Origin of the sequence: Bacillus sp. SLBN-46 (assembly GCF_031453555.1) — a bacterium.
In the GTDB taxonomy this organism is placed as follows: Bacteria; Bacillota; Bacilli; order Bacillales; family Cytobacillaceae; genus Neobacillus.
Genome location: NZ_JAVIZM010000001.1, coordinates 126,182 through 150,220, shown reverse-complemented (window position 1 = coordinate 150,220; position 24,039 = coordinate 126,182). Strand labels below are relative to the sequence as shown.

The following is a 24,039-nucleotide window of genomic DNA, read 5'->3' as shown; positions in this document are numbered from 1 at the left end:
AGCACTGGCATGACAAACGCGTATAAACAAGCAGGCGTAAATATCGAGGCGGGATACGAAGCGGTGGAACGTATGAAAAAACATGTCCAAAAAACAGCAAGAGCCGGTGTAATCGGCAGTTTAGGCGGATTCGGGGGCATGTTTGATCTGTCCGTTCTCAACTTGAAAGAGCCAGTTCTGGTGTCAGGCACCGACGGGGTGGGGACAAAATTAAAGATAGCTTTTATGATGGACCAGCACGATACCATTGGAATTGATGCGGTTGCCATGTGTGTGAATGATATCGTTGTACAAGGAGCAGAACCTCTTTATTTTTTAGATTATATTGCATGTGGAAAGGCAGAGCCGGAAAAACTTGAAGCTATTGTAAAGGGAATTGCAGAGGGCTGTGAGCAGGCTGGATGTGCGTTGATTGGCGGCGAAACAGCAGAAATGCCTGGACTCTATCGTGAAGATGAGTATGATCTTGCTGGCTTTACTGTTGGAGCCTGTGAAAAACAACAGTTAATTACGGGTGAAGATATAAAGCAAGGAGATGTATTAATTGGATTAGCTTCTAGCGGCATCCATAGTAACGGCTACTCCCTTGTCAGAAAAGTATTTAATAACTGGTCGTTACTTGAATATGTGAATGAACTCGAGTGTACCTTAGGGGAAGAATTACTTAAACCGACTAAGATCTATGTAAAGCCTATTTTGTCTGCATTACAAAAATTCAAGTTAAAAGGAATGGCACATATCACAGGCGGAGGTTTCATTGAAAATATTCCGCGGATGCTTCCTGCAGGTCTTGGTGCAGAGTTGATTGAAAAAAGCTGGCATATCCCCGCCGTGTTTAAGCTAATATCTGAGGTTGGACAAATTGGTTACAAAGAGATGTATAATGTGTTTAACATGGGCATCGGAATGGTGGTCGCTATTGATAAGGAACAGGCAGCAGACTTAATTCAGCATTTCCAGCAAGCTGGAGAAACGGCGTATGAAATAGGTGTAGTCACCAACCAAGAAGGAATTCGCATTAAAGGATTTGGTGAGTGGGAATGAAACGCTTTGCAGTGTTTGCCTCAGGGAGCGGAAGTAATTTTCAAGCCATCGTCGATAAAGTGCACTCAGGAGAGTTGTCTGCCGATTTAACAATGTTAATATGTGATCAACCCGGAGCGTATGCGATCGAAAGAGCAAGGAAGGCGCGCATCCCCTCTTTTGTTTTTCAAGCAAAGGAGTATCCTAGTAAGGCGGATTATGAAAAGGAAATTTCTTTTCTATTAAAGGAAAGAAACGTCGATTTTATCGTCCTTGCTGGATATATGCGTTTAATTGGCCCAACTTTGCTTAAAGAGTTTGAGGGACGAATTGTGAATATCCATCCTTCCCTGCTTCCTAATTTTCCCGGTAAAGATGCCATTGGTCAGGCGTTAGCCGCGAAAGCAAAATGGAGTGGGGTTACGATCCACTATGTGGATGAAGGCATGGACACGGGACCCATCATTGTTCAGGAACGAGTTCGTGTAGAAGAAAGTGAAACACGAGAAAGCCTGCAAGAGAAAATTCAAGCGATTGAACATAAGCTCTATCCATCCATTTTACAAATGTTGTTAACCAGAGGAGAGGTCATTAATGAAGAAAAAACGCGCACTTATTAGTGTTTCTGACAAAACCGGAGTAGGAGAATTTGCCAGAGAATTGGTTGCTCGTGGCTTTGAAATCATTTCAACCGGTGGGACAAAAAAGATGCTTCACGAACAGGGGATTCCTGTATTGGGCGTGAGTGATGTCACTGGATTCCCGGAAATTTTAGAAGGACGCGTGAAGACGTTAAATCCGTTTATTCATGGTGGTCTGCTTGCCAAACAAGATGATGCGGAACATCAAAAACAGTTGGATGAACATGGAATAGAGGCGATTCAGCTTGTTTGCGTCAATCTGTATCCATTTCAGCAAACCATTGAAAAACCAAATGTAACAGTGGAGGACGCGATTGAAAATATTGATATTGGCGGTCCAACGATGCTACGTGCCTCAGCAAAAAATCATCAATATGTCACGGTTGTTGTGGACCCCGCTGACTACCCGACAGTGATTGCGGAGTTGCAGGCGAATGAAGAAACAACAATCGAAACAAGAAGAAAGCTAGCGGCGAAAGTGTTCCGTCACACGGCAGCCTACGATGCACTCATTGCAGGTTACATGACAGATTTAGCTCAAGAAGAGACACCAGAAAAATTAACCGTTACATATGAATTAAAGCAAACCTTACGATACGGAGAGAACCCCCATCAGCAAGCTGCTTTTTATAAAAAGCCACTTGGCTCTGTGTTTTCAATTGCCTATGCTGAGCAGCTTCATGGCAAAGAGCTTTCCTACAATAATATCAACGATGCTGATGCAGCATTGCAAATTGTAAAAGAATTCACTGAACCAGCGGCTGTTGCTGTGAAGCATATGAATCCATGCGGAGTCGGTACAGGAACAACAAGCTTGGATGCGTTTAATAAAGCCTTTGCAGCAGACCCTGTGTCTATTTTTGGAGGAATTATTGCTTTCAACCGTGAAGTAGATGCAGAATCAGCTAGAAAACTTCACGAAATCTTTTTAGAAATTATCATTGCACCGTCCTTTTCGGAGGAAGCATTATCCATCCTAACAAGTAAAAAGAACCTTCGCTTGTTAACGATTTCGTTTGATGGTGCGAAGAAGCCGGAACGGAAAATGACAACAATCGAAGGGGGATTACTCGTTCAAGACCAGGACCGCTTTACCCTAGACGATGCTGTTGTTAAAGTAGCGACGAAAAGACAGCCGACAGATGCGGAATGGGAAGCATTAAAGCTTGGCTGGAAGGTTGTGAAGCATGTAAAGTCCAATGCCATTGTTGTAGCAAATGAGGATATGACCATCGGTATTGGCGCTGGACAAATGAACCGTGTGGGAGCTGCAGAAATTGCATTGAAACAGGCAGGAGAAAAAGCGGAAGGTGCAGCGCTTGCATCAGATGCCTTTTTCCCAATGGATGATACTGTTGAGGCGGCAGCCAAAGCAGGGATTACAGCGATTATTCAGCCAGGTGGTTCCATCAGAGACGAGGATTCAATTAAAAAAGCAGATGAATATGGAATTGCCATGGTGTTTACCGGAGTAAGACATTTTAAACACTAAGTGGGGGTGTGTAGGATGAAGGTCTTAATCATTGGTCGTGGTGGCAGAGAGCATGCTTTATGCCGAAAAGTAAGTGAAAGCACGTTGGTTGAAAAAGTCTTTGTCGCACCTGGAAATGACGGAATGGTGGATGTGGGTGAGTTGGTTCCTATTGATGAGTCACAGCACGAACAACTCATTCAATTTGCCGTGGAGCAAGAAGTGGGCCTAACTATTATTGGACCGGAAGTACCGCTCTTAGCAGGTCTTGCCGATCAGTTTGAAGCAGCAGGCTTACTTGTCTTCGGTCCCCGTCAAGTGGCAGCGGAAATTGAGGGAAGCAAATCCTTTGCGAAGGAACTCATGAAAAACTATCAGATTCCGACGGCGGATTATGCTGTTTTTACTTCCTTTGATGAAGCGCGTGACTATATCGAAGAAAAAGGAGCGCCCATTGTTATTAAAGCCGATGGTTTAGCGGCGGGAAAAGGTGTAACAGTGGCGTTCACAAAAGAGGAAGCTTTGGCAAGCCTAGAGGAAATGCTTATTGGGGCAAGGTTTGGTGCGGCATCTTCCCGAGTAGTCATCGAGGAGTTTTTAAGCGGTGAGGAATTTTCACTTATGGCATTGGTGAATGGTGACGTGGTCGTTCCACTGGAAATCGCTCAAGACCATAAGCGCGCGTTTGATGGGGATCAGGGGCCAAATACAGGTGGAATGGGCGCTTATTCACCTGTTCCTCAGATTAGCAGGGACACGGTAGAAACGGCAATTGAGACCGTCCTAATCCCGGCAGCCAAGGCTATGGTGCAGGAAGGCAGAAGCTTTTGTGGTGTTTTATATGCCGGGTTAATTGCTACGGCGGAGGGGCCAAAGGTCATCGAGTTTAATGCCCGTTTTGGTGATCCGGAAACCCAAGTCGTCTTACCGAGATTACAATCAGATTTGGTTGAAGTGATGGTAGAACTATTGCAGGGTGGCTGTCCTCAGCTTGACTGGTCGGAAGAGGCAATGGTTGGGGTCGTTGTTGCAGCAAAGGGATATCCTGACCATTATGAAAAAGGAGCCGTGCTCACAGGGTTGAACCATTTTACTGATGAAGTGGTTACTTTTCATGCAGGTTCTTTGAAAAATGAATCTGGTCAATTTGTTACAAATGGCGGAAGGGTCCTGCTTGTTGGTGCTAAGGCAGAAACGCTGCAGGCAGCGCAAGACAAGGTTTATCAAGAGATGGAAAAGCTTCAGTGTGATGGGATTTTTTATCGAAAAGATATTGGGGCAAAAGCAATTCAACCCGTTATTGGCTAACGGGCTCGTCTTTTACTAGAGCGGCGCATATAGGTGTAGAGTAAGGCTACAATGCTGCCGATAATCACAATCAACACAAACGACATATGACTTACGTATTCCCAAAACATCATCATCGACTCCTATAAGGGAGGCTGACTCAAGTCAGGGGCGGATGCACCGATCCTTGGCTTTGAGTGAGCCTCTTTTTTTAATATCCTTATCTCATTCCTAATTAAGTTCTCTTTGAAAAAACTGCTTATATGGGCCCGATTTCCCTTTCGAACGCCGAGAAAGGTCGCGTAGAGAGGTTCTATGAGCCCGAATTCCCTTTCGAACGCCAAGAAAGGTCGCGTAGAGAGGTTCTATGAGCCCGAATTCCCTTTCGAACGCCAAGAAAGGTCGCATAGAAAGGTTCTATGAACCCGAATTCCCTTTCGAACGACGAAAAAGGTCGCGTAGAGAGGTTCTATGAGCCCGAATTTCCTTTCGAACGACGAAAAAGGTCGCATAGAGAGGTTCTATGAGCCCGAATTCGTTGTCGAACGCCAAGAAAGGTCGCGTAGAGAGGTTCTATGAACCCGAATTCGCTGTCGAACGCCAAGAAAGGTCGCGTAGAGAGGTTCTATGAACCCGAATCCCCTTTCGAACGCCAAGAAAGGTCGCATAGAGAGGTTCTATGAACCCGAATCCCCTTTCGAACGCCAAGAAAGGTCGCGTAGAGAGGTTCTATGAACCCGAATTCGCTGTCGAACGCCAAGAAAGGTCGCATAGAGAGGTTCTATGAACCCGAATTCCTTCTAGTAACGCCGAGAAAGGTCGCGTAGAGAGGTCCTATGAACCCGAATTCCCTTTCGAACGCCGAGAAAGGTCGAATAGAGAGGTTCAATGAGCCCGAATTCCCTTTCGAACGCCAAGAAAGGTCGCGTAGAGAGGTTCAATGAGCCCATTTTCCCTCACGAACGACAAGAATCGTCACGTAAAAGAATCGTAGAAACCTTGTCCAACATTAAGACGGATTATAAGGAAGTACCTCTTCTCCATCAAAATCCTCTAGCCCTTCCATACTATTCCTTGACTCGTTAGCAGGATCATCAACCTGCATTCTATTCTGATATTGCTCATATAATGCAGTTAATGGGCAATAGCGAACAATGCCCTCTGCTACCTTCATTGCTCCCATAAATGCAGCCAATAAATAAGAATCTCTCCAAGGACGTTTCACCAGCTTTGAGGTGCTCCAAGCAAGAATAGTTAACCCAAAGGTAATCCGAATTAGCGCGTTTAAAATCCCAATATTTGGCCGGATATTCAAGTTGTTCACTCCTTCACAATATTTTTACAATATTTATCAATTCTTTAATGCGTTAAATGATAAAATATGATAATATAGTATCTAAAGAAATTTTGTAAGGGCTTTCTTTATGATTAAATCAAGTTTTTAACATAGATATAGTTTGTTTGAAAAGGGAGGGATATGGTATGCTAGAACAACGCTACCGCTGGAAAAACAAAAACTTACGCATGCATGTATCCGTTTTAGATGGGAAAACTTCTCCAACGATCCTATTGAAAAACGCCTTATATTTAAATCAGACGTTCCGTCAATGGATGAGAGCGAATATATGGATTTACGACGATCGCATTGTCTATGTCGGCGACAACCTGCCTGGACACATTGATGAAAAATGTGAAATCATTGATTGCACTAATGAGATTTTAGTTCCAGGTTATATTGAACCACATGCACATCCATTTCAATTATATAATCCCCTAACATTGGCGGCCTATGCATCGCAGTTTGGGACGACAACGTTAATTAATGACAATATGGCACTCATTTTACATTTGAAAAAAAGGGAAGCGTTTTCATTGCTGCGGGACCTTCGCTCGATTCCTTCCACCATGTTTTGGTGGTGCCGCTTTGATTCACAAACGGAAATTTTGAATGAAGAGGAAAAATTTTCGCATAGTAATATTAAAACGTGGCTTGAGCATGATGCCGTGCTACAAGGCGGAGAACTCACTGGATGGCCAAAACTGCTTGATGGCGACGATATGATGCTTCATTGGATTCAAGAAGCGAAACGGATGCGAAAGCAAATTGAAGGTCATTTTCCAGGTGCTTCTGAAAAAACGTTGGCGAAAATGATGCTACTTGGCGCCGATTGTGATCATGAAGCCATGACGGGGGAAGAGGTTTATAACCGTTTAATGCAAGGGTATATGGTGTCTTTAAGGCACTCTTCAATTCGCCCGGATCTTCCGCAGTTATTGGATGATATGAAGCGTTTAGGCATTGAGGCATATGATAGATTACTATTCAATACAGATGGCTCATCTTCTGCCTTTTATGAACAGGGAATCACGGATCACATGATTCGAATGGCTATTGAAAAAGGCGTGCCAATTATTGATGCCTATAATATGGCAACTGTGAATATAGCAAGATACTATAATATCGACCATTTACATGGGAATATCGCAACAGGTCGCGTAGCTAATATTAACTTCCTATCAAGTATTGAAAATCCAACTCCTGTATCTGTCCTAGCAAAAGGAAAATGGGTAAAACGGGATGGTGTGAAGGTGGAAGAGGCTTATCCTGGAGTGGATTGGAAGGATTACGGCTTGAAGCCAATGGAGTTAGATTGGGAGTTATCCATGGATGATTTACAGTATTCGATGCCGTTCGGAATTAAAATGGAAAACTCCGTGATTACAAAACCATACTCCATCTCTATTGACGTCTCAGGGGATGAACTTCCACCAGATCACGACGAGTGCTTCTTTACTTTAATTGACCGTAAAGGAAAATGGAGAATTAACACCCTGTTAAAAGGCTTTGCAACGAAGTTGTCCGCATTAGCAAGCTCGTTTTCTAATACGGGGGACATTATTTTAATAGGAAAAAATAAACAAGATATGCTTCATGCTTTTAATAGAATGAAAGAATTAGGTGGAGGCATAGTGGTGGTAGAGGAAGATAATGTGGTTTGTGAGCTGCCGCTTTATCTAAGCGGAGTTATGTCAGACCTTCCGATGGAAGAGTTAATGCAGCAGGAAAAGGAATTATTCTCAGTTTTAAAGGATAGAGGCTATTCTTTCTCCGACCCGATTTATAGTCTGCTGTTTTTTTCTTCCACTCATTTGCCATATATCCGCATAACTCAGCAAGGAATGTATGATGTGATGAACAAAACAGTACTCTTTCCTTCGATAATGCGTTAAACTGTAAATAAGTAAAGAGGTAAAGTGTGAATGCAAAATAGGGGTGTTCTATACATGAAAAAATGGGCTGTTGCCATGGCAGCTGTCCTGTTACTGTTTTCAGGCTGCAGTAATAAGGAAAAAGAAAAAGTTCAAGATCCAGTAAAAAAAGAAAAAGTGGTTAAAAAGGTAGAAGAAAAAGAGCAAGAGAAGCAAGAATACCCTTATTATTATCCATTAACAGGCATAGGTTCTACAACCGAAACGGATGAAAGAGCCGTTGCTGTTATGGTGAATAATCATCCGAAAGCCAGACCACAATCAGGCTTGAATAAGGCTGATGTGGTGTATGAGGTGCTTGCAGAGGGTGATATTACCCGCTTCCTTGCCGTCTTTCAAAGTGAAAAGCCGGAAAATATCGGACCTGTCCGTAGCGCACGGGATTATTATGTTAATCTTGCCAAAGGACTGAATGCCCTTTATGTTGCCCATGGTTGGAGTGAAGAGGCAAAGAAGATGCTGGAAGGAAATGTTGTGGATAATTTAAACGGAATGGTTTATGATGGTACCCTGTTTAAGCGATCCAAAACTCGAAAAGCACCTCACAACTCCTATATTACGTATGATAATATTTTAAAAGGCGCTGAGCAGAAGAAATATTCGATGAAAAAAAGTCCCCCGAGTTTTACATTTATGACTGAGGATGAGAGAGAAAATGTAACCGGGAATGAAGCCACATCGGTGAAGATTACGTATTCAAAGGGTGGAATTTCGGACTCTGTATTGGAATTCGACAGTACTGTTGGCAAATATAAGCGCTTCTCAGGTGGGGAGCAGACCGTTGATTTAGACACCAATGAACCAGTTTTACTGGATAATGTATTTATTATTGAAGCCGTTCATAAAATCATTGATTCCTATGGCCGCAGGGATATTGACCTGCAGTCAGGAGGAAGAGCCTACCTCATCCAGATGGGGAAGGTGAACACAGTAGAATGGGCTAATCGGAATGGCCTAATTGTTCCCATGAAAAATGGGAAAGAGGTTCCTTTGGTTCAAGGAAAGACTTGGGTCAATGTGGTCCCAACAACTCCTGGAATGGAAACCAGTGTTTCTTTTAACGTCAAATAAACAATTTATCTTAAAGGGGTAAACAATATGCAAATTAATAAATTACGTGGAAAAGAGCTTGACCAATTGTTCCAATCAGTTCTTTCATTAAAGGATTTGGAAGAATGCTATCGCTTTTTTGATGACTTGTGCACAATCAATGAGATTCAATCGTTAGCACAACGTTTGGATGTAGCGAGAATGCTGCGTGAAGGAAATACGTATCACAAGATTGAAACGGAAACAGGTGCAAGCACAGCAACGATTTCACGAGTGAAGCGCTGCTTAAACTTTGGAAACGACACATACGAAATGGTCCTTGAACGCATTAAAGATGAAAATAGTAAAACGATAAAGGAATAAACAAACCGGAGAGAATAATCTTCGGTTTTTCTTTTTGTCTAGCTCCAGCGCCTAGCCCCTCGGGTCAAATAACCTTCGGCAATAAAAGTCAAAGGGCGGACTTTTCTTGCCGAAGAACATTTGCCTGTCGGGGCTGACCAAGGCGCTTCCGCTTTTCGATTTGGATATCATTTCTATAATTACTATCACTGTTTTCTTTTTTTATCGAAAGGGCAAATGCTATAATGGTGTAATGGATTACTGAATGGGAGGATCTTTGGAATGTATGATTTTCGCGAGTGGCGGCATGTCTTTAAACTCGATCCAAATAAAGAAATAACAGACGAGCAATTGGAAAAAATTTGTGAGTCTGGTACGGATGCAGTGATTGTAGGAGGAACGGATGGAGTAACACTCGAGAACGTTCTTGATCTAATGGCAAGAATTCGCCGTTATACGGTTCCATGTGTCCTTGAAGTTTCAAGTATCAATACGGTTACACCAGGTTTTGACCTTTATTTTGTACCAACCATATTAAATAGCAATGATCCAAACTGGATTACCGGGTTGCATCATCAAGCCGTTAAAGAATATGGTGAAATCATGGATTGGGAAGAATTCGCCATGGAAGGGTACTGTATTTTAAACGAAGAATGTAAAGCGGCAAAACTGACATCAGCCAACGCTCAATTAACAACCGAGGATGTTAAGGCCTATGCAATGATGGCAGAAAAAATGTTTCAGCTACCAATCTTCTATTTAGAATATAGCGGTAAATATGGGGATCCTGCTGTAGTAGCGGAAGTTAAAAAGGTTCTTGACCAAACTACGTTATTTTATGGTGGGGGAATCACTACCGCCGAACATGCAGTAGAAATGGCCAAGCATGCCGATGTCATTGTTGTCGGAAATGTCATTTATGACGATTTTGATCAAGCCTTGGAAACCGTAAAAAGTGTCAAATAGATATTTGCTTCAGACCAAAATTAACGATATGATAAAAATAAGAACAAATGTTTGTAAATGGTGGTGGATAGAATGCAATTTTTAACAGACAAGCTATTAAACGGGCTGAACCCAGAACAACAGAATGCCGTGAAAGCAACAGACGGACCACTTCTTTTAATGGCAGGTGCCGGAAGTGGTAAAACAAGAGTACTAACGCATCGAATCGGTTACTTAATAGTAGAAAAGCGCGTCAACCCTTATAATATTTTAGCAATTACCTTCACGAATAAAGCGGCAAGAGAGATGAGAGAACGTATCGGAAAAATGATGGGTGGTGCCGCTGAAGAAATATGGATCTCTACCTTTCACTCGATGTGTGTAAGAATTCTGCGTAGAGATATTGACCGCATGGGCTTTAACCGCAATTTTACTATTCTTGATACAACAGACCAACAATCCGTAGTCAAAGGGATTTTGAAAGAAAAAAACATTGACCCGAAAAAATTTGACCCTCGTGCGATTCTAGGCTCAATTAGCTCGGCTAAAAACGAACTCATTGACCCAGAAGAGTTTAAAAAGACGGCTGGCGGGTATTTTGAACAAGTGGTCAGTGATGTGTATGAAGAATATCAAAAACGATTACGTAAAAATCAAGCACTTGATTTTGATGATTTAATTATGATGACGATTCAATTGTTTACTCGTGTACCGGAAGTGCTTGAATTTTATCAGCGGAAATTCCAATATATACACGTGGATGAGTACCAGGATACGAACAGAGCCCAGTATATGCTTGTTAAACTATTGGCCAATCGTTTTAAAAACCTGTGTGTCGTAGGGGATTCAGACCAGTCCATCTATAAGTGGAGGGGAGCGGATATTGCCAATATCCTTTCCTTTGAAAAGGACTATCCGAATGCAACGGTTATTTTACTAGAGCAAAACTATCGTTCAACCAAGAGAATTCTTCTTGCAGCCAATAAAGTAATAGAAAACAATATGAACCGCAGAGCGAAAAATCTGTGGACTGAAAACCCGGAAGGAAACAAGCTCGTTTATTACCGTGCAGATAGTGAGCAGGGAGAAGCGCAATTTGTTGCGGGGAAAATTAAAGAATTAACAAGAGATCAGAATGTTAAGCTGTCAGATATTGCGATTCTCTATCGTACCAACGCACAATCCCGTGTAATGGAGGAAGTGCTGCTGAAATCCAATATTGAATATAGCATTGTCGGTGGCATTAAGTTCTATGACAGAAAAGAAATTAAGGACATGCTAGCTTATTTACGTCTGATTTCAAACCCAGACGATGACATTAGCTTACAACGGGTTATTAATGTACCGAAACGTGGAATCGGCTCCACTTCGCTTGATAAAATTGCGGATTTTGCAGCCATGCATGACTTATCCTTATATCAAGCATTAGACTCGATTGAATTAATCGGCTTAAGCCCGAAAATTACAAAGGCAGCAAGAGAGTTCCGTGATTTAATTAAAAATTACACGAATATGCAGGAATTCCTTTCTGTAACAGAATTAGTGGAAGAAATCCTGGATAAGACAGGATATCGCGAAATGCTGAAGGCGGAAAAGTCGCTTGAAGCACAAAGCCGTCTTGAAAACCTTGAGGAATTATTATCCGTTACGAAAAACTTCGAGGATTCCAGTGAGGATAGAACCTTAGTTGCATTCTTAACAGATTTGGCACTTGTTGCTGATATTGATTCACTAGATGAGGATGGTGAAAAGGCTGATACCATCACACTTATGACCTTGCACTCTGCAAAAGGTCTGGAATTCCCAGTGGTTTTCCTCATTGGCCTTGAAGAAGGTGTATTCCCGCATAGCCGCTCCCTTATGGAAGAAGCGGAGATGGAAGAAGAGCGCCGTCTTGCCTACGTCGGAATCACAAGAGCAGAGAAGAGCCTATTTATAACCAACGCTCAAATGAGAACATTATTTGGTAGAACAAATATGAACCCTGCATCAAGGTTTATCGCTGAAATTCCGGAAGATTTAATTGAAGGAGTAGAGCAGGAGAAACGTATGAATACGCCATTTAATTCTGGCGGAGGAAGAAGTTTTGGAGGCTCAGGGTCATCCTTTGGACAAGCCAAAAGTACATTTAGTACACCAACTACCCAAAGAAAACCAGTGATGCGTCCAGTTTCAGCTGCTTCTGGCGGAGAGGATGTCGGCTGGAAGGTTGGCGATAAAGCAGAACATGGTAAGTGGGGAATTGGAACGGTTGTAAGTGTGAAAGGGCAGGGAGAGGGAACAGAACTTGATATTGCGTTTCCAAGCCCAGTAGGTATCAAACGCCTATTAGCTAAATTTGCACCAATTAAAAAAGCATAATCCTTCACGCTATAATCCATGAGTGAAATACCTTTATGAAAGGGCTGGATATATGGACCTTCTAATGGCTGAACAGAAAATTACGGAAGTAAGAAGCTTATTAAATCAATATGGATATGAATACTATGTGCTAGATCAACCATCTGTGCCAGATGCTGAATATGACAGGCTAATGGAGGAGCTTTTAGAGCTAGAGGAAAAGTTCCCAGAGTTAAAGACGCCAGACTCTCCTTCGGTGCGTGTAGGTGGTGCGGTTCTTGACGTATTTGAGAAGGTGGAGCACCGCACACCGATGTTAAGCTTAGGTAATGCCTTTAATGAGCAAGACTTAAAGGATTTTGACCGCAGGATTCGTCAGGCGGTAGGAGACGACTTTTCCTACGTCTGTGAATTGAAAATTGACGGCCTTGCTGTTTCGTTGCGCTATGAAGACGGTTTGTTCATTCAAGGGGCAACCCGTGGGGATGGAACCATTGGTGAGGATATCACTGCTAATTTAAAGACGATTCAATCGATTCCACTTCGTCTACGTGAAAATGTTTCACTCGAGGTGCGCGGGGAAGCCTATATGCCGAAGCGATCGTTTGAAGCTTTAAATGAGAAGAGGGCTGAGCGCGGCGAGGAATTGTTCGCTAATCCAAGAAATGCTGCTGCAGGCTCCTTAAGACAGCTCGATCCCAAAATTGCTGCCTCAAGAAAGCTGGATGTGTTTTTATACGGAATTGGCAATGTCGGTGAAAGCGGAGTTGTTTCCCATAGTGAAGGCCTAGATTATTTAGACCAGCTTGGCTTTAAAACAAATAAAGAGCGAAGAAAATGTGCCACCATTGATGAAGTAATAGAGTATGTGAACAGCTGGGTAGAAAAACGGCCGCATCTTCCTTATGAAATCGATGGGATTGTCATAAAAGTGGATTCTCTCGAGCAGCAGACGGAGCTTGGAACGACAGCAAAAAGTCCGCGCTGGGCGATTGCTTACAAGTTTCCTGCTGAGGAAGTAGTCACCACTCTGCTAGATATTGAGTTAAGCATCGGTAGAACAGGGGTAGTGACACCAACGGCTATCCTTGCACCTGTTAAAGTAGCGGGCACAACGGTACAACGTGCTTCACTTCATAATGAAGATTTAATTCGTGAAAAGGATATTAAAATCGGCGATCAAGTGGTAGTGAAAAAAGCAGGTGACATCATCCCTGAAGTGGTCAACGTGTTAGCTGATCAACGAACAGGAAATGAAGTGGACTTCCATATGCCGACACATTGTCCGGAATGTGAAAGTGAATTGGTCCGTCTAGAAGGTGAAGTGGCTTTACGCTGTATTAATCCGAAATGTCCGGCGCAAATTCGCGAAGGGTTAATCCACTTTGTTTCTCGTGATGCGATGAATATTGATGGTCTTGGGGAAAAAGTGATTAGTCAGCTGTTTGCGGAAAAGTTAATCAGCGATGTGGCTGATATTTATAAACTTACCAGGGAACAGCTTTTAGCTCTTGAACGAATGGGAGAAAAATCTGTTTCCAATCTATTAAAGGCAATTGAAACTTCTAAAGGCAATTCTCTTGAAAAACTTTTATTTGGTCTCGGTATTCGTCATGTTGGGGCGAAAGCAGCCAAAACGCTTGCCCAGGTTTTTGGTTCCATGAACAAATTAGCAGAGGCTTCAAAAGAGGAGTTAATTGCGATTAACGAAATTGGAGATAAAATGGCTGACTCCATTGTTGCCTATTTTGAACAAGAAGAAGCTAAGGAGTTAATGGAAGAATTAGCTGCTGTAGGTGTCAATATGGAATACAAAGGGGCGAAGCCAGTCACTGCTGACGAATCCGATAGTATTTTTGCTGGAAAAACCGTCGTTCTTACAGGAAAGCTTGAACAGTTATCACGCAATGAAGCGAAGGAGAAAATCGAAGCGCTTGGTGGAAATGTGGCAGGCAGTGTAAGTAAAAAGACACATCTCGTGATAGCAGGTGAGGATGCCGGCTCCAAACTAACCAAAGCACAAGAACTAGGAATCGAAGTATGGGATGAGGAGAAGCTTGTAGAAGAATTAAATAAGTAAGTAAGAGGTGTTCGACATGAGAAAACTCTCAATAGTCGCTCTCTCCCTTGTCTTTTTGCTGAGTGCTTGTGCACCCAATTTTCAGAAGCAAAATGAAGTGGTCCAAACAAAGGAGAAAGACAAAGGAAAGGCGATTATACCAAAATATAATATTTCTAATAAATATTATCGGACTATCCTGCCATTTGTCCCTGGGGAAGCGCGCGGATTGGTAGTTAATAATATAAATACAAGATACGACTTAAATGAATTTGAAATGGGCTTGATGAGAATTGCTCAGAACAGCTTTGATACAGAAAAGTTTTACTTTCGTGAAGGTCAGGAAATTAAAGGGAAGACCATCAGAGGATGGTTAAACCGGCAATATACAGATGCACAGCTAAAAGAAAACAAAATGAAGCCGGCAGATAATATTGGCTTAAATCCTGTCAATACGGCTGCTCCGGGTGCTGAGCCATCATCCCCTATCTATTTAGCTCATATTTTAGAACATGACTACTTAACGAAGGATGATAAGGGGAATGTAACACTTGCTGGTGTTACGATTGGTCTTGCGTTAAACTCTATCTACTATTACAAATTAACAGAAGGTGGAGATACGTTAGAGAAGAAGATTCCTTTTGCTGAAATGGAAAAGGAAGGGAAGAAGTTAGCAGAGGAAGTGGTGAAGCGGACTCGAAATATTAAGAGTCTAAAAGATGTTCCAATTACCATCGCTCTATTTGAACAAAATAGTAAATCTGCGGTGGTTCCAGGTACGTTTTTCACCTATACAACGGTTGATAAAGGAAGCACGAATTTAAATGATTGGGAAAAGGTAAATGAAAAATATTATTTATTTCCTTCAAACGATGCCCAAGAGGATCATCGGGATGATTCCATCGCCTTCCTTAACTTCAAACAGGACGTAGAAAATTATTTTCCAAACTTTAATGGGGTCATTGGAAGAGCCTATTATAATGGTGATCAGCTTCAGGATTTAGATATTACGATTCCAATTCAGTTTTACGGTAAAACAGAAGGAATCGGCTTTACGCAATATGTAACAGGTTTGGTAATGGAGCATTTTCCAAAGTACCTATCTGTCTCTGTTAGTGTAACCTCAGTTGACGGTCCGGAAGCACTCATAGTCAAAAAGGCGGATGACACTGAACCGTTTGTTTATATCTACCAATAAGAGGCTTTTAAAAGCCTCTTTTTTCTAGTTCTCAAATCATTGAGCCCTGAAATGAAACATGTTAGAATGAACAGTGGATGTAAACGTTTTAATACATAGGAGGGTTTAAGTAATGGTACAACCTTATAAGCACGAGCCATTTACAGATTTTACGATTGATGAAAACCGCCAAGCATATCTTCAAGGGCTTAAGACCGTTGAAGGTTATTTAGGCCAAGATTATGCTCTTGTAATCGGTGGTGAAAGAATCACAACGGAAGATAAAATCGTTTCCTATAATCCTGCAAATAAAGAAGAAGTGATCGGCCGCGTGTCTAAAGCTAGCCAAGAGCTTGCTGAACAAGCAATGCAGGCAGCGGTAGAAGCTTTTAAAACATGGAAAAAAGTAAAGCCAGAAGTACGTGCAGACGTTTTATTTAAAGCAGCGACTATTATTCGCCGCCGCAAGCATGAGTTTTCTGCTCTTTTAACAAAAGAAGCAGGTAAACCGTGGAGAGAAGCAGATGCAGATACAGCAGAAGCAATCGATTTCCTTGAATATTATGGACGCCAAATGCTGGCACTTAAAAATGGTGTACCAGTTAACAGCCGTCCAAATGAATTTAACCGCTATGACTATATTCCACTAGGGGTGGGAATTATCATTTCCCCATGGAACTTCCCATTAGCGATTATGGCAGGTACAACTGTTGCTGCAATTGTTTCCGGTAATACTGTACTATTAAAACCTGCATCAACGACTCCAGTGGTTGCAGCAAAGTTTGTAGAAGTAATGGAGGAAGCAGGTCTTCCTAAAGGCGTCTTGAACTTTGTACCAGGTAATGGTTCTGAAGTAGGCGACTATTTAGTTGACCATAAAGATACTCGTTTCATCAGCTTTACAGGTTCACGTGATGTCGGTCTTCGTATTTTCGACCGTTCTTCAAAGGTGAATCCAGGTCAAGTATGGATGAAGCGTTTGATTGCAGAAATGGGCGGAAAAGATACGATTGTGGTTGATTCAGAAGCAGATCTTGAGCTTGCCGCACAATCCATTGTTGCAGGTGCATTCGGATTCTCTGGTCAAAAATGTTCTGCATGTTCACGTGCTGTCATCGTTGAAGATGTATACGATCAAGTATTGAACCGTGTGGTTGAATTAACAAAAGAATTAACTGTTGGTGACCCTACAGATCAAGGCACTTTCATGGGTCCTGTGAACGATAATAATGCATTCAAGAAAATCATGGAATATATTGAAATTGGAAAGAGCGAAGGAAAGTTAATGGCTGGCGGCGAAGGAGATAACTCTAAAGGTTACTTTATTCAACCGACTATCTTTGCAGACCTTGCGCCAACTTCCCGCATTATGCAGGAAGAAATCTTTGGACCAGTTGTTGGTTTAACAAAGGCGAAAGATTTCACTGAAGCAATTGAAATTGCTAACAACACTGAGTATGGCTTAACAGGAGCTGTTATCACTAAAAACCGTGCTCATTTAGAGCAGGCTCGTGAAGATTTCCACGTAGGTAACCTGTACTTCAACCGTTCTTGTACAGGAGCGATTGTTGGCTACCAACCATTCGGTGGATTCAACATGTCAGGAACGGACTCAAAAGCAGGCGGACCGGACTACCTATTACTTCACATGCAAGCTAAAACAACATCAGAAATGTACTAATTTACAACATATTTAAACCCCTTCTCCATTGTGAGAAGGGGTTTTTGCTATTTCGGTACATTTATAACAAATGGAACGGTGAATACTTTTCCTTTGTGCTTAAATTGCCCCCAAATTTTATAGATGCCTTTTTCAGGAAAGATGGTCATAAATGTAACCTCTGGTCCGTTTCCATCCGTGGTCATCGGATGAATATGCAAGTACTTTTCCGCATCCGCACTCATGGCAACAGTATGACCCAGTGCTCCTAAGTAGGGCTGCAAATCTTTTATCGGTTTATTTGTTTTTGCCTCTTTAATCGAAAAAGTCAGGTGTACCGTCTTTCCTGCGATAAGTTGATCAAAGGAAAGCGCCACTTTTTTTCCGTTCACAGTATGGGTCAATTTCTTATCAGTCACAAGAGGAACAGCCTTTCCTTCCTCCCCCTCAACTTGAAGCCAATGATCTTCTACACTGCTGTCGCCCCCACCCTTAGGTGTAAACTCGGAAATAAGTTTATACTCACCACTACTCGGGAAGGAAGTGGCAAATTCAAAAAGACCATTCTCTTTATAGGTAGGATGGATGTGAGTAAAATAAGCTAAATCCTTACTAACAATAAATAAATGCATTTTTTTCTCATGAACAGTTTCAAAAGATGTAATGGGTTGATTAGAAGAATCTGTAATTAATAGCGAGATGGGAATCTGTTCTTTCGCTTGTGGATGATCAACCCCCACCCGCCATTCAGATGTCGTAGGCACCACATCTGTTGGTATAGCACTCATTTTATGCCCCATCGTTGATTTTGGGACTTTAAGCGGATTACACGCAGATAGAAATAAGGATAATAGAAGGAAAGCACTAATATAATATTTCAAAGGGAGTTCTCCTTTCAAGCCCTATTATTCATTTACTCTACATTACCTATTTGACCCATTGCAAGAATTTTATGTAAATTAACTAGTCAAAAAGGTCTAATTAAATGGTAAGATAGAAAGGACCATGTTAAAAATCCACTATGGAGGTATGGAACATTTGGTACCGTTATATTTATTTCATGTAACTACGGTAGAGCACAGTGAAAGCACACTTTGGACTTTTATTATCTGCAACATCTTCGTTGTTTTATCTGGCATTGTGTTTATGTACAGATTATTTACTCAGAAAAATGTCCGGGTAGCAGGATTAGCATTTGGCGCGGCTTTGCTAATTAATTATATCCTTATTGCCATCTTCGGGGATATATTTGATTTACTTGGATAGGGTGAGAAAGGAGATGATGTAGTTGAAATATTACCGTTTATGGGTGATTGCTTTTTTACTAAAATTTATTGGCTCCGCCTGGGACGCGTCTTATCATTTTAAGTATTTATTTGAGGAATATTCCATTCCCCATATTGTTAACACAATTGGTTTCGCCTTAGGGGCGTTTTTGTTAATAAAAGAGTGGCGGCACTCACACTACATGGACCACTTTTCAAGAAATTTAATTACGATTGGCTATGTGTTATTCCTGATTGGAATCCCATTAGATTTTACGTATCACATCGCTTATGGTATTGACTTAACAACATGGAGTCCCACTCATTTTGTTTACTATATTGCAACTGACATTATGATATTTGGTGTTTGGCGAGGATATTATAGGTATACTCGGGATATTGCACCAACCTGGAAATCGATGCACACCTGGTTTGCGATGTTTCTCCTCGAATGCTTCATGTTTCCAAACATGCAGCAGGAAAATGGAGCGATTTCCTATGACCAGTACATTCAAGGGAAATCCATTGCTTCACAGGAAATATTAGATTTGATCTCCGACCCTGCCTCACAAATATTTGGTGGCATTCCGGAATGGGTGTATCCGATTTATTCTGTGTTAATGGTGGCGTTGTTAACTATTTTAATCATTCGATTTTGTCGGGATTTTACGATTCCTTTCATGGCAGCAGCTCTGTATATTGGATTGCGATCTTTGGGTAAAGGTATTTTTGCAGCGGTTGAGTATCCAACATCCTATGTTCCCATTACGCTATTATTCATTCCTCTCTTATTTTTATTGGTTAAAAAGATCAATTGGTGGGTGGGACTAACTGGCAGTACGGCTTATTTTCTTTCCCTATTCGCCATTCATAAGTCAGGAATTCTGATTACCCCGCCATTAGAACTTTGGGAACTAGCTCCCGTTGCCGTCATTGGTGCACTTGTTCCAACCCTAAATTCAATGGTTAAGGGCTCAACTATTCCTAAAAAAGAAAAGCAAGTAATCTAAAAAAGCGATTGTTTAGGCACTTACTAATTATGGTAAGTGTCTTTTTTTGCATATAGGCTATGGATGTCAGATGAAATTGTTGATTCACACATACAATTTTTAAAAGGTGTGATTCTTGTCCAATTTCCAGTTATTAATAGTGAATAAAATATGGGGAGTAACTTAATGCTCGCGTACACAAAGGAGGGTAGATGAAAATGAAAAAACCAAAAACAAAAACTAAAACACCATCAAAAACAAAATCAAATCAAACATATTCAAACCGCGTTTTAAGGGCAGAATTTGATAATAACTGGAAGACAACTATTACTTCAACAGGCTATGTCAAATATACCGCTCTGGAAGATAATTCCGAAGTGAAAGTTTTACTTTCTGATAGTTCAACTAGACTTGTAGTGTTCCCAAAAAATGGTTACGTACTAGTTGGTAGCGGGGGAACGAGTCACTTTAGCAAGCCTCATGTGACCATAACTCTTTAAGTATGCTCATTGGGAGTCATTAGTTGAAGAAGGTTCGTAATATAGGGAATAGCACAGTTTATATCCAACTGTGCTATTTGATCTGCATTTTTAGGTGTAAATTCCCTTTTTACAATAGGATACGGAATCTGTTAGTCTTTTTAATATTTGAAAATATTAATAATGCAAATGTAAAAAGTCTTCGATATCTTTGTTTATTTTTGTAAGGTACTTTTCAGAGGGGAAGTGCCCCATATCATATGTTTTGTAGTTTGTAAGGTTCGGGATGATTTCTTTCGCTGTTTTTTGAATCTTTTCTGCAGGAAAGAACACGTCCTTCGTACCGGAAATGACGATGGTGGGAGAGTGATAGTTGACTAGTTCACTTTTTTCTGTGAGCTTAGGCATCTCGGATTCTAGTTTCACATGTTTAAAAATACTGGCGATGATGTCTTTATCTATTTCTCTCATGCTATTATCAGACATCGAATCGGCTATTTTGTTCATCTGCTTTCGGGATCCGTTCGTTTTAAAAATGAGTAACGGAACAAGGATTTTTCTAATCATTTCTACCTTAGAACCGAGCTGGATGCCTGCAGGTGCCATTAAAATCGAACAAGCTATTTTTTCAGGCATAAACGCAGCAATTCTAAGGATGATTCCGGCTCCATAGGAGGGGCCTAAAAAAGCAGATTTTTCGATATGAAAATGGTTCATTATTTCGGTAGTCCAACGTGCAAAACTATCATCACTTGCAGAGATCCGATTTTCTTCACTAAAGCCAGGGTGACCAATGGTATCTGGCGCATAAATTCTGTAGTTTTTAACAAGAGGCTGAAACCATGATAATGTCATGGGATTGATACAGTTTCCTCCCTGAAAAATAAACAAAGGCTTTCCTTCTTTAGGCCCCGCCACTAACACATGGGTCTGTCCGAATGGTGTATCTATATAAACTCGATCAAAATCAGTTTTAAATTCTCGTAGATAATTTTCATAGAATCTATGTATAGTCGCTTTCCCTTCCTCACTTTTATAAATCGTATGTTTCCCCATTTAGCACCCCTACATGTCATATTATTCCAACTTTATAATTATTATCTAGTGAAAAGAGGTTTATGACAATAATGTGAAATCATTCACATGTATTGTTTTAAAAGTGACGAACGTCACAATTTTTTAAGGGGCAGGGATTTACAATTTAACTATCAAGAAAACCTTACTAACTAACATTAAGAAAACAATATATAGGGAGCGACCCACGATGAAAAAATTAGTGATGATCGGAAACGGAATGGCTGGTGTAAGAACGATCGAAGAAATACTTAAAGTATCACCTGAGCAATTTGAGATAACTATTTTTGGACAAGAACCATACCCAAACTACAATCGGATAAAGCTATCCAATATCCTTCAGGGCGATATCAACTTTGAAGATGTTATTATCAATCCGCTAGATTGGTATAAAGAAAATCAAATTCAATTATTTACAGGTGATGCGGTAACAAAAATCGATGTAGAACAAAAACGTGTGATTTCTGAGCAAGGCAGGGTAGTAGAATATGATGAGTTGATTATTGCAACAGGATCGAATTCTTTCATTCTACCGATTCCAGGTGCAGACAAAATCGGTGTCACCGGATTTCGTGATATCAAAGATTGTGAAATGATGATCAAATCGGCAAAGCAGTACAAAAAGGCTGTCGTTATTGGAGGTGGGCTGCTCGGACTGGAAGCTGCAAGAGGACTACTTAACTTAGGCATGCAGGTGGATGTGGTACATCTTATGCCGAACTTAATGGAACGCCAGTTGGATCCCATTGCCTCCTCCCTACTGAAAACGGAGCTGGAGTCACAGGGTATGAACTTCTTAATGGAAAAAGAAACCGTTGAAATCCTTGGGGATGAACATGTTAAAGGACTTCGTTTTAAAGATGGCTCCGAGGTAGAAACAGACCTTGTCGTTATGGCCATTGGGATTAAATCGAATACACAGGTAGCGAGGGACAGCGGCATTTACGTGAACCGCGGAATTGTGGTGAATGATTTCATGGAAACTAGCGTGCCACATGTGTACGCAGTAGGTGAGTGTGCCGAGCATAGAGAAATTGTTTATGGATTGGTTGCTCCACTCTATGAACAAGGAAAAGTACTGGCAAGCCGGATTTGTGGAAATGTAGGTGAACCGTATCAAGGGTCCGTTACAGGAACACAATTAAAGGTTGCTGGTGTGGATCTATTCTCTGCCGGAGAGATTTTTGAAGATGGGTCGACTAAATCCATTATGGTGTACAACGAATATGACGGCGTCTATAAAAAGATTTTAACAAGAAACAACGTCATTGTTGGTGTGGTATTATATGGAGATACGAAGGATAGTACGAAGTTGTACCGAATGTTAACGAAAAAAGAAGATATTAGCGGAATGACGAGCATTTCAGTGCTTCAATCGGAATGTACCGGTGAAGGAGGAAGCGATGATGTTGCTTCCATGCCAAATGATGAATTGGTTTGCGGCTGTAACGGTGTCACAAAAGGTGCCATTGTGGAAGCCATCAAAACCCAAGGATTAACCACACTGGATCAAGTGAGTCATTGTACAAATGCCGGCCGCTCTTGTGGACGCTGTAAACCAATGGTCAGCAACATTCTTGCCTATACACTCGGTGACCAATTTGATGCGGCGGCTGCCCAAAAGACAAGCATTTGCGGCTGTACAACCATAAGCCGTGAGGAATTGGTGGAAGAGATTAAGTCGAAAGGCTTAACTAGCGTGAAAGAAGTTATGAACGTGCTGGAATGGAACAATGAGGAAGGCTGTACAAAATGTCGCCCAGCCATTAACTATTACCTTGGCATGATTCATATGGATGAATATAAAGATGACCGTGATTCCCGACTGGTGAATGAGAAAATGCATGCGAACATTCAAAAGGATGGGACCTATTCTGTTGTTCCACGAATGTACGGTGGGGTCACAACAGCGGCTGATTTGAAAAAAATTGCGGAAGTAGCCGAAAAATACGATGTACCATTAGTAAAATTAACGGGTGGACAGCGGATTGGATTGTTCGGTGTGAAAAAAGAAGACCTGCCACAGATGTGGGAAGAGCTTGATATGCCGTCAGGATATGCATACGGAAAAACATTGCGAACCGTTAAAACCTGTGTTGGTGCTCAATTCTGCCGTTATGGTACCCAAGATTCCATGGCCCTTGGCATCGAATTGGAGAAGAAGTTCGAACGTCTTGATACACCTCATAAAGTGAAAATGGGTGTGTCTGCCTGCCCAAGAAACTGTTCCGAAGCAGGAATCAAGGACATTGGTTTCGTAGGGGTCGACGGCGGTTGGGAGATTTATGTGGCTGGAAACGGTGGCGTAGACCTTCGCCCTGGTGACCTACTGTGTACGGTGAAAACGCAGGAAGAGGTTATGGAAACGACCGGTGCTTACCTGCAATACTACCGTGAAACAGCCAACTACCTTGAGCGTACGTCTAAATGGGTAGAACGAATGAGCTTAGAGCATGTGAAGGAAGTATTGGCTGATGAAGCGACACGTAAGGCCTTAAATGAGCGAATGGATCAGACATTGAAAAAGTATATTGAGCCTTGGAACGAAGCGATTCAAAGTGAGGAAATCCAAGATAAATACTATGCAAAACGTATGATCACAGTTGGGAGTGAATCCAAATGATTGAAACACTAACTCGCATTCCAGTTGTACACTACTCCAATCTGAAGGGTAGAACAGGGTATTCCATAAAAATCGATAATCAAGAAATTGCTCTATTTAAAGTATCAAACGGCGGTGTCTATGCACTTGAAAACCGCAGTCCCCATCCGAAGGGCGGAGTCCTCTCCGAAGGGCTGGTCAGCGGGGACTATGTATATTGTCCAGTTTACGATTGGAAAATTTCATTAGTAGATGGGAAGGTTCAGGCACCAGACGAAGGCCAAGTAAAAACCTTTAAAGTAGAAATAAAAGAAGATATTGTGTTCATCATAGTATAAAAGGGGGGGGACAGTCCCCCGCTGCTT

Annotated in this window: 21 protein-coding genes; 17 read left to right on the top strand and 4 right to left on the bottom strand. The window is 41.5% G+C overall.

Annotated elements, in window-relative coordinates; genetic code table 11:
- Positions 1–9 precede the first annotated feature (9 nt).
- From purM to purD, 4 genes are read left to right on the top strand one after another with little or no spacing between them, the layout of a single operon-like run.
- The gene (purM, locus tag QFZ87_RS00690; RefSeq protein WP_309856541.1) at positions 10–1,044 is read left to right on the top strand and encodes a phosphoribosylformylglycinamidine cyclo-ligase; all 1,035 of its coding nucleotides are present in this window, start codon (positions 10–12) and stop codon (positions 1,042–1,044) included.
- Positions 1,041–1,643, top strand: a complete 603-nt coding sequence (gene purN, locus QFZ87_RS00685; protein WP_309856539.1) for a phosphoribosylglycinamide formyltransferase — start codon at positions 1,041–1,043, stop codon at positions 1,641–1,643. Before purM ends, purN begins: the two co-directional genes overlap by 4 nt.
- Positions 1,618–3,156, top strand: coding sequence for a bifunctional phosphoribosylaminoimidazolecarboxamide formyltransferase/IMP cyclohydrolase (purH, locus tag QFZ87_RS00680; protein WP_309856536.1), 1,539 nt, complete (start codon positions 1,618–1,620; stop codon positions 3,154–3,156). Before purN ends, purH begins: the two co-directional genes overlap by 26 nt.
- A 15-nt stretch (positions 3,157–3,171) precedes the next feature.
- Complete coding sequence (gene purD / locus QFZ87_RS00675) at positions 3,172–4,443, top strand: phosphoribosylamine--glycine ligase (protein WP_309856533.1); 1,272 nt, start codon at positions 3,172–3,174, stop codon at positions 4,441–4,443.
- On the opposite strand, the gene QFZ87_RS24915 is transcribed toward purD, so the two are convergent.
- Both QFZ87_RS24915 and QFZ87_RS00670 read right to left on the bottom strand, forming a co-directional pair.
- Positions 4,440–4,559 carry an EYxxD motif small membrane protein gene (locus tag QFZ87_RS24915; RefSeq protein WP_396133884.1) on the bottom strand — a complete coding sequence of 40 codons (120 nt, stop codon included), beginning with the start codon at positions 4,557–4,559 and terminating at the stop codon, positions 4,440–4,442. The genes purD and QFZ87_RS24915 overlap by 4 nt on opposite strands.
- An 872-nt stretch (positions 4,560–5,431) precedes the next feature.
- Positions 5,432–5,737 carry a YgaP family membrane protein gene (locus QFZ87_RS00670; protein WP_309856530.1) on the bottom strand — a complete coding sequence of 102 codons (306 nt, stop codon included), beginning with the start codon at positions 5,735–5,737 and terminating at the stop codon, positions 5,432–5,434.
- Positions 5,738–5,904: 167 nt separating this feature from the next.
- Here QFZ87_RS00670 and QFZ87_RS00665 point away from each other — a divergent pair, with 167 nt between their 5' ends.
- The 8 genes from QFZ87_RS00665 to pruA all read left to right on the top strand — a co-directional run bounded on the left by QFZ87_RS00665 (position 5,905) and on the right by pruA (position 17,286).
- Positions 5,905–7,653: an adenine deaminase C-terminal domain-containing protein gene (locus QFZ87_RS00665; RefSeq protein ID WP_309856527.1), complete on the top strand. Its 1,749-nt coding sequence runs from the start codon at positions 5,905–5,907 to the stop codon at positions 7,651–7,653.
- Positions 7,654–7,707: 54 nt separating this feature from the next.
- Complete coding sequence (locus QFZ87_RS00660; RefSeq protein ID WP_309856524.1) at positions 7,708–8,763, top strand: DUF3048 domain-containing protein; 1,056 nt, start codon at positions 7,708–7,710, stop codon at positions 8,761–8,763.
- 27 nt (positions 8,764–8,790) lie between these two features.
- Entirely contained in the window at positions 8,791–9,105 is a 315-nt protein-coding gene (locus QFZ87_RS00655) for a YerC/YecD family TrpR-related protein (RefSeq protein ID WP_308081401.1), read from the top strand.
- Between the two features lie 261 nt (positions 9,106–9,366).
- The gene (pcrB, locus tag QFZ87_RS00650) at positions 9,367–10,050 is read left to right on the top strand and encodes a heptaprenylglyceryl phosphate synthase (protein ID WP_309856516.1); all 684 of its coding nucleotides are present in this window, start codon (positions 9,367–9,369) and stop codon (positions 10,048–10,050) included.
- Positions 10,051–10,122: 72 nt separating this feature from the next.
- Positions 10,123–12,390: a DNA helicase PcrA gene (gene pcrA / locus QFZ87_RS00645; protein WP_309856514.1), complete on the top strand. Its 2,268-nt coding sequence runs from the start codon at positions 10,123–10,125 to the stop codon at positions 12,388–12,390.
- Between the two features lie 52 nt (positions 12,391–12,442).
- Positions 12,443–14,449 carry an NAD-dependent DNA ligase LigA gene (gene ligA, locus QFZ87_RS00640; RefSeq protein ID WP_309867562.1) on the top strand — a complete coding sequence of 669 codons (2,007 nt, stop codon included), beginning with the start codon at positions 12,443–12,445 and terminating at the stop codon, positions 14,447–14,449.
- A 16-nt stretch (positions 14,450–14,465) separates the two neighbouring features.
- Positions 14,466–15,626, top strand: a complete 1,161-nt coding sequence (locus QFZ87_RS00635) for a CamS family sex pheromone protein (protein WP_309856511.1) — start codon at positions 14,466–14,468, stop codon at positions 15,624–15,626.
- 112 nt (positions 15,627–15,738) lie between these two features.
- The gene (gene pruA, locus QFZ87_RS00630) at positions 15,739–17,286 is read left to right on the top strand and encodes an L-glutamate gamma-semialdehyde dehydrogenase (protein WP_309856509.1); all 1,548 of its coding nucleotides are present in this window, start codon (positions 15,739–15,741) and stop codon (positions 17,284–17,286) included.
- Between the two features lie 47 nt (positions 17,287–17,333).
- On the opposite strand, the gene QFZ87_RS00625 is transcribed toward pruA, so the two are convergent.
- Positions 17,334–18,146: a hypothetical protein gene (locus QFZ87_RS00625; RefSeq protein ID WP_309856507.1), complete on the bottom strand. Its 813-nt coding sequence runs from the start codon at positions 18,144–18,146 to the stop codon at positions 17,334–17,336.
- A gap of 148 nt (positions 18,147–18,294) precedes the next feature.
- On the opposite strand from QFZ87_RS00625, the gene QFZ87_RS00620 reads away from it, so the two are divergent.
- The 3 genes from QFZ87_RS00620 (at position 18,295) to QFZ87_RS00610 (ending at position 20,019) form a co-directional block, all read left to right on the top strand.
- A complete protein-coding gene (locus QFZ87_RS00620) occupies positions 18,295–18,531 on the top strand; it encodes a hypothetical protein (RefSeq protein WP_309856504.1) in 237 nt (78 codons plus the stop codon).
- 22 nt (positions 18,532–18,553) lie between these two features.
- The gene (locus QFZ87_RS00615) at positions 18,554–19,540 is read left to right on the top strand and encodes a hypothetical protein (protein ID WP_309856501.1); all 987 of its coding nucleotides are present in this window, start codon (positions 18,554–18,556) and stop codon (positions 19,538–19,540) included.
- A 197-nt stretch (positions 19,541–19,737) separates the two neighbouring features.
- A complete protein-coding gene (locus QFZ87_RS00610) occupies positions 19,738–20,019 on the top strand; it encodes a hypothetical protein (protein ID WP_309856496.1) in 282 nt (93 codons plus the stop codon).
- Positions 20,020–20,175: 156 nt separating this feature from the next.
- On the opposite strand, the gene QFZ87_RS00605 is transcribed toward QFZ87_RS00610, so the two are convergent.
- Positions 20,176–21,054, bottom strand: coding sequence for an alpha/beta fold hydrolase (locus tag QFZ87_RS00605; protein ID WP_309856493.1), 879 nt, complete (start codon positions 21,052–21,054; stop codon positions 20,176–20,178).
- A 208-nt stretch (positions 21,055–21,262) separates the two neighbouring features.
- Between QFZ87_RS00605 and nirB the strand changes: the two genes are divergently transcribed.
- Together nirB and nirD are read left to right on the top strand one after the other, a co-directional pair.
- Positions 21,263–23,695 carry a nitrite reductase large subunit NirB gene (nirB, locus tag QFZ87_RS00600; RefSeq protein ID WP_309856490.1) on the top strand — a complete coding sequence of 811 codons (2,433 nt, stop codon included), beginning with the start codon at positions 21,263–21,265 and terminating at the stop codon, positions 23,693–23,695.
- Positions 23,692–24,012, top strand: a complete 321-nt coding sequence (gene nirD, locus QFZ87_RS00595; protein ID WP_309856488.1) for a nitrite reductase small subunit NirD — start codon at positions 23,692–23,694, stop codon at positions 24,010–24,012. The genes nirB and nirD overlap by 4 nt, the downstream gene beginning before the upstream one ends.
- Positions 24,013–24,039 lie beyond the last annotated feature (27 nt).

Bases quoted from the DNA above. Each gene is read 5' to 3' on its own strand.
- purM (WP_309856541.1), top strand. From the start codon at position 10: ATGACAAACGCGTATAAACAAGCAGGCGTAAATATCGAGGCGGGATAC.
- purN (WP_309856539.1), top strand. From the start codon at position 1,041: ATGAAACGCTTTGCAGTGTTTGCCTCAGGGAGCGGAAGTAATTTTCAA.
- purH (WP_309856536.1), top strand. From the start codon at position 1,618: ATGAAGAAAAAACGCGCACTTATTAGTGTTTCTGACAAAACCGGAGTA.
- purD (WP_309856533.1), top strand. From the start codon at position 3,172: ATGAAGGTCTTAATCATTGGTCGTGGTGGCAGAGAGCATGCTTTATGC.
- QFZ87_RS24915 (WP_396133884.1), bottom strand. From the start codon at position 4,559: ATGATGATGTTTTGGGAATACGTAAGTCATATGTCGTTTGTGTTGATT.
- QFZ87_RS00665 (WP_309856527.1), top strand. From the start codon at position 5,905: ATGCTAGAACAACGCTACCGCTGGAAAAACAAAAACTTACGCATGCAT.
- QFZ87_RS00660 (WP_309856524.1), top strand. From the start codon at position 7,708: ATGAAAAAATGGGCTGTTGCCATGGCAGCTGTCCTGTTACTGTTTTCA.
- QFZ87_RS00655 (WP_308081401.1), top strand. From the start codon at position 8,791: ATGCAAATTAATAAATTACGTGGAAAAGAGCTTGACCAATTGTTCCAA.
- pcrB (WP_309856516.1), top strand. From the start codon at position 9,367: ATGTATGATTTTCGCGAGTGGCGGCATGTCTTTAAACTCGATCCAAAT.
- pcrA (WP_309856514.1), top strand. From the start codon at position 10,123: ATGCAATTTTTAACAGACAAGCTATTAAACGGGCTGAACCCAGAACAA.
- ligA (WP_309867562.1), top strand. From the start codon at position 12,443: ATGGACCTTCTAATGGCTGAACAGAAAATTACGGAAGTAAGAAGCTTA.
- QFZ87_RS00635 (WP_309856511.1), top strand. From the start codon at position 14,466: ATGAGAAAACTCTCAATAGTCGCTCTCTCCCTTGTCTTTTTGCTGAGT.
- pruA (WP_309856509.1), top strand. From the start codon at position 15,739: ATGGTACAACCTTATAAGCACGAGCCATTTACAGATTTTACGATTGAT.
- QFZ87_RS00620 (WP_309856504.1), top strand. From the start codon at position 18,295: ATGGAACATTTGGTACCGTTATATTTATTTCATGTAACTACGGTAGAG.
- QFZ87_RS00610 (WP_309856496.1), top strand. From the start codon at position 19,738: ATGAAAAAACCAAAAACAAAAACTAAAACACCATCAAAAACAAAATCA.
- QFZ87_RS00605 (WP_309856493.1), bottom strand. From the start codon at position 21,054: ATGGGGAAACATACGATTTATAAAAGTGAGGAAGGGAAAGCGACTATA.
- nirB (WP_309856490.1), top strand. From the start codon at position 21,263: ATGAAAAAATTAGTGATGATCGGAAACGGAATGGCTGGTGTAAGAACG.
- nirD (WP_309856488.1), top strand. From the start codon at position 23,692: ATGATTGAAACACTAACTCGCATTCCAGTTGTACACTACTCCAATCTG.